The organism is uncultured Ruminococcus sp. (assembly GCF_946415235.1).
Classification (GTDB): Bacteria; Bacillota; Clostridia; order Oscillospirales; family Ruminococcaceae; genus Ruminococcus.
Map to the genome: position 1 here is coordinate 1 of NZ_CAMKRR010000141.1, position 5679 is coordinate 5679.

At 48.5% G+C, this 5679-nt stretch carries 5 protein-coding genes; 4 read left to right on the forward strand and 1 reads right to left on the reverse strand.

From position 1 onward, the window contains the following. Positions 1 to 221: 221 nt before the first annotated feature. On the reverse strand, positions 222 to 1739 hold the full coding sequence (locus Q0R37_RS14780) for a dockerin type I repeat-containing protein (RefSeq protein WP_294755339.1): 1518 nt from the start codon (positions 1737 to 1739) through the stop codon (positions 222 to 224). Positions 1740 to 2001: 262 nt separating this feature from the next. Here Q0R37_RS14780 and Q0R37_RS14785 point away from each other — a divergent pair, with 262 nt between their 5' ends. The 4 genes from Q0R37_RS14785 to Q0R37_RS14800 all read left to right on the forward strand — a co-directional run. After that, the gene (locus tag Q0R37_RS14785; protein WP_294755340.1) at positions 2002 to 2568 is read left to right on the forward strand and encodes a 3'-5' exonuclease; all 567 of its coding nucleotides are present in this window, start codon (positions 2002 to 2004) and stop codon (positions 2566 to 2568) included. Positions 2569 to 2571: 3 nt separating this feature from the next. Further along, complete coding sequence (locus Q0R37_RS14790; protein ID WP_294755342.1) at positions 2572 to 3339, forward strand: MmcQ/YjbR family DNA-binding protein; 768 nt, start codon at positions 2572 to 2574, stop codon at positions 3337 to 3339. 89 nt (positions 3340 to 3428) lie between these two features. Next, positions 3429 to 4439 (forward strand): alpha/beta fold hydrolase, encoded by a 1011-nt coding sequence (locus tag Q0R37_RS14795; RefSeq protein WP_294755343.1) that lies wholly within the window; start codon positions 3429 to 3431, stop codon positions 4437 to 4439. Positions 4440 to 4490: 51 nt separating this feature from the next. Next, positions 4491 to 5679 (forward strand): Tex-like N-terminal domain-containing protein (locus Q0R37_RS14800; protein ID WP_294755344.1); only part of this gene is annotated, 1189 nt, incomplete at its 3' end.

Genomic DNA, 5679 nt, shown 5'->3' on the forward strand with positions numbered 1-5679 from the left:
CTCAGGATGACGTAGTAGGACTTAACACTCCCGAGGGCTATCATAACAACTTCACCAAGAACAACGTACCTCACGTATGGCACGTTGTCAACAACGGACACCACGGCGACGACTCTATCCATTCACACCTTTACAGCTTCGTAAGAGGCATATTCCAGGCGACAGAATGACAATAAAAAGCAGCCGGCGTTCAATAAGAACGTCGGCTGTTGTATTTTTTATCAAGAATTAAGGAGTCTTGACTGTATTTCCTGTGCGTCGCCTAATGTTATACCGTCGCCTGTGTTGTTTACGTCACCGTTGAATCTGCCGATATATGAGATCTGATACTTATCGGGATTTGCCATTGCCTGCATGATCTTTACAGCGTCGGAAAGATCAACTGTTCCGTCGCCGTTAGCGTCGCCTGAACGCTCTATATCGACATCGCTCGCATCAGGTGCGGTAATGCTCTCGGGTCTGTACTTTACGGCAGGAACGCCGCTTGCCTCTGAGAGCTTATTTATATAAGCGTTTACGTTCTCGCTTATATTGTCGTATATGGCCTCCATTTCCGCATCGGAAGCGCTGAGCATATATCCGATCTCAAGTATCGTGAGATCGTGGATATCGCCGCTGAGTCCGTTGCCGTTGATATCGCAGCCTTCCGTGAAGAATTCCCACACGTTTTCGGGAAGGACCGAATCATTTGCAGCTGTAAGAGACTGAAGGTCTTCTTTAAATATCATGGCATTGAAAACATCTGAGCTGTTGATGATGCCGTCGCCGTTGGTATCGGGGAGCTCAACCTCGCCTGCACTGATCTGTTCCCAGAAAACTGTGAATTCTCTGTTGAACACTGCACCGTTGTACTCAAGATACTCATTGCAAGGCATCCACTCGCTGTAATTATACTTCAGACATCTTGCCAGCATAAGCTTGCCCGAGCCCTCTATGAGGCTGTCGTAGTAATCCTCACTGAACTGCTCTTCGGAGATACCGTTTTCTTCGATACAGTACATTTCAGCATAATCAAACAACCAGTCTATCTGCATATCGTCAGCGACCTGATCGTAGAGCTTCTGGCAGCTTGCGTATATCTCGTCTGAGATAACGGGCTTTTCGCTGTCGGGAACACTGTTATACATGAAAAAGTACTTGTTGTAGCCGAATACCCACAGATAGTCAAGGTCTGTGTAATCATAGACGCCGTCGCCGTTCACGTCACAGCTGACAGTGCCGTTTTCAACAGCCTCCTTGAACAGTGAATACGAAGCCATCAGGTAGGCGGACTGGTTACGCAGTTCTTCGATGAAGTCTTCGGAAAGTCTTGACGACCAGCTGAAGAGACCTTCATTATATTCCTGAACCATGTCGATATCACTGTAGGTCTGCGGATCGGTATCTTTTGAGAAAATGCCGTTTTTCAGGAGATAGAATCTTGTGAGATGCTCGGAGTCGTATGCGTTTACCTTGCCGTCTGCGTCGTAGTCGCCTATGCTGCTGATACGCTGAGCAAGCTCTGCGTCTGTATCATACGAATGTGTGTATCCGTAGAACAGAGCGCAGTCATCGAGACCGAAAGAGCCGTCTCCGTTGATGTCGGTAACAAGATCACCGTTTTCCATCATTGGGAACATTTCTATTTCCTCATCCCAGATCCTTCCTGCGGGAACATTTTCAAACATTGCATTTGCTGATAAAGCTGCGGCGTTTACAGCAGTTGTGAGAGCTGCTGCAGCCGCGATTAACTTCTTCATGGCGGGTGCTCCTTTCATACTTTCATAATAATAAATGATAAAAGTGGACGTACAATCTTACAATTATATAATACAACATTTTTTAAGAAAAATCAATAGTTTTAGTCTAATTTCTACAAATTATTATGATTTAACTATCAGTGAGAACTGTTAGTATATAAATTACATATCGTCATGATCCTCTGCTGATTTGACAATTTTCGTCAGGTATATTATAATGTAGTGTATGATTTGTCAGTATTATGTTGAAGGGAGCATTAATGTGAGTGACATAAAGCGCAGAAAGGGAAAAAGCAGGATAGCCTTTCCCGAGGATTACTGTGTCGTGGATATCGAAACAACAGGACTTGACCCTGCCGAGAGCGAGATAATCGAGATCGCAGCCGTGCGCTACCGCAGCGGCATTAAGTCAGCCGTGTTCTCAACGCTCATTAAGCCTGAAAAGCATATAAGCTCGTTTATCACGGAGCTTACAGGCATTGACGACGGCATGGTGCAGGATGCGCCCTGTATTTCCGAAGCGATAAGGGATTTTTACGATTTCGCGGGGAAAGATATGCTCATGGGCTACAATGTGAATTTCGACATAAACTTTTTATATGATAATCTCCTGCGCTGTCACGGAATAGTATTGGACAACGATTTTGTCGATGTGCTGCGCTTTGCGAGAAAGGTGCTGCCGCTGCTGCCCGACCGCAGACAGACCACTGTGGCGGACCACTACGGCATTTCCGTTACGGGAGCTCACCGTGCCGAAAAGGACTGCGAGATATGCAATGCCTGCTATATCTGTCTGCGCGGCGAGATGAAAAGTCAGAACGGAGAGTGAGCTGTGGCTGGATTGAAAATGAGGGACAGGCTGTTTGCCTATGCGGAGGAGCGCTTCGGCACAAAGCCCGAATATCTCTGGAAAAGGGCTCCCGAATGTGCAGTGCTGAGATGCAGCAATAATGGTAAATGGTATGCCATAGTCATGGATGTTGACGGGGCAAAGCTGGGAAAGCCGGGGCTGGGAAAGGTGTTTATCGTCAATGTGAAGTGCAGCCCCATGATGACGGGCTCGCTCCTTGCCATGAAGGGGATATTCCCAGCGTATCACATGAACAAGGAAGGCTGGGTATCCGTACTTCTTGACGGCAGCGTTGATGAGGAGCAGCTGAAAGCGCTCTTTGAGATGAGCCATGAGCTTGCAGGTCAGTCGGGAAGCGGAAAGAAACTGCGTACAGAGCCGAAGGAGTGGCTGATACCTGCCGCACCTGCAATGTACGACGTCGAGCAGGACTTCATGCGTGACGGTACGATAATCTGGAAGCAGACCGCAAATTACATCGTTGGAGACACTGTTTACATATATATGGCAGCTCCCGTATCCGCCATACTTTACAAATGTGCGGCGGTCGAAGTGAATATCCCGTATAATTACGATAACGGAGACTATCATATAAGAAAAGCAGTCAGGCTCAAGCTCCTGCACCGCTTTTCAAGGGAAGATATGCCCCTTTCGGCTATGAAGGAGCTGGGAGTATCAGCTGTGCGCGGGCCGAGAGGTGTCCCGAATACACTGAGCTGCAAGCTCAGGGAAATATGCGCCGAACGGTAGGAAAAGCAATGTGCGGTTGCATTTCCGTACTTTTTGTGTTATAATATACCTTGTAATGTTATTTTTCCGCTTTTGACAGGAGGAACTATATGCTAAATGCTGATCTGAAGGAATTTGAGTTCATCTCTGACTTCGACAAGCTTGTTATCTCGGCAGTTCTTGCAGTGCCGTCGGGAGATGTACACGGCATTGTCCAGTTCGTTCACGGCATGAACGAACATAAGGAACGCTATTACCCCTTTATGGACTATCTTGCCGAGCAGGGCTTTATCACGGTGATACACGATAACCGCGGCCACGGAAGAAGTATCGTAGAGCCCGATGATCTCGGCTTTATGTTCAGGAACGGCGGTGAGGGCTTTGTGAACGATATCACCCAGTTCAACAAGAGAATAAGAGAGGCTTATCCCAATGTTCCTGTTTTTATGATAGCCAGCGGTATGGGAGCGGCAGGCGCAGAATGTTTCATAAAGGAGCATGACAGCGCAGTGGACGGAGTTGTCCTTCTGGGAACTATATGCTACAGTCCTTTTTCTCCTGTTGCAAGAACTATCAGGTCCGTATCCGCGAAGCGCCCGGGAAGCCGTTTCAGGAGCGAGAAAATATTCAACGCAGTAGATGACGGGTTCGGTCAGTTCTTTGAGGATCCCATAAATTCGTGGAGATGCAGCGACGCGGACGCGGTGCTGACATTCAATGAGGATCCCCTATGTAATTTCAAGCCCACCCTCAACTGCTATGAGGAGCTGATATGGCTCGTAAAGCAGGCAGGCTCATCAAGAGGCTGGAAGGTTACGAATCCTTCTCTGCCAATACGCTTTATATCGGGCAGAGAAGACTCTGCCATGATATCGGAGAAAAAGTTCATGAAGACCGTGGAAAGGCTTGAAAAGACAGGCTACGAGAGCATATCCCACAGGCTTTTTGACGGTATGCGGCATGATGTGCTCATGGAAAAGAACAATATCAATGTATATAAGGATATAGCCAAGACCCTGTTCTCATGGCTCGACCGCTGGAACGACAGTCACTCGGAGAGCGGAGCAGCCCCGCAGGCGGAGGAAGCTCCTCCGCAGACAGAGGAAGAAGTACAGGAATAAATAAGTATAACAACAGAGTGCGGCACTGACGCACGACGAAAGGAAGCCGTTATGGATATAAATAAGACACTTGCCAAGGAATTCGGACTCAGACAGGAACAGGTCGACAATACCGTTGCGCTTATAGACGACGATAAGACTATCCCGTTCATAGCCCGTTACCGTAAGGAGCTTACAGGCTCTCTCGACGATCAGATACTCCGTGAGCTGTATGACAGGCTCATGTACCTCCGCAACCTCGAAAAGCGCAAGGAGGAGGTAACTGCCGCTATCACCGAGCAGGAGAAGATGACTCCAGAGATAGAGGCTGCTATAAGCGCTGCCGTTACTCTTGTTGAGGTAGAGGATATCTACCGTCCCTTCAAGCCCAAGCGCCGTACCCGTGCAAGCATCGCCCGTGAGAACGGTCTTGAGCCGCTGGCTGTAAAGCTCATGGAACAGGAGAATTCCACAGAGCCAGAGAAGGAAGCTGAGGCTTTCATTGACGAAGAAAAGAAGATAACTGACGCTCAGACTGCTTTGCAGGGCGCAATGGATATCATTGCGGAGGATATCTCCGACGACGCCGATATCAGAAAGAAGCTCCGTGCTCTGGCAGGGGAGAAGGGCGAGCTTGTCTCAAAGGCTGCCGATCCCGAGGCAGAGAGCGTATATATGAACTACTACGAGTACTCCGAGGTTATCCCGAAGGTAGCAAATCACAGAGTCCTTGCCCTTGACAGAGGCGAAAAGGAGAACTTCCTCAAGGTGTCCGTTACTCTTGACGAAACTCTTGCTACGGACGTTATCTTCGGCAAGTACATCAAGGCAAACAATGCCTGCGGAGAGCTTGTAAGAGCAGCTGCCGCAGACAGCTACAAGAGACTTATCTTCCCGTCTATCGAGCGTGAGATACGCTCGGAGATGAGCGCGAAGGCAGCAGAGGACTCCATAAAGGTATTTGCTGCAAATCTCCGTCAGATGCTCCTCCAGCCGCCGCTTAAGAGCAGCATAATCCTCGGACTTGACCCCGGTTATGCTCACGGCTGCAAGACAGCAGTCATCGACGGCACGGGAAAAGTCCTCGATACTGCCATAATCTACCCCGTAGGCTCTGCGGGAGCAGTTGAAGCTGCCAAGAAAAAGGTAAAGGAATTCATACAGAAGTACAACGTAAATGTCATTTCTATCGGAAACGGTACGGCTTCACGCGAAACTGAGAGCTTTGCAGCAGAGATAATAAAGGAAGTGCCTCAGGACG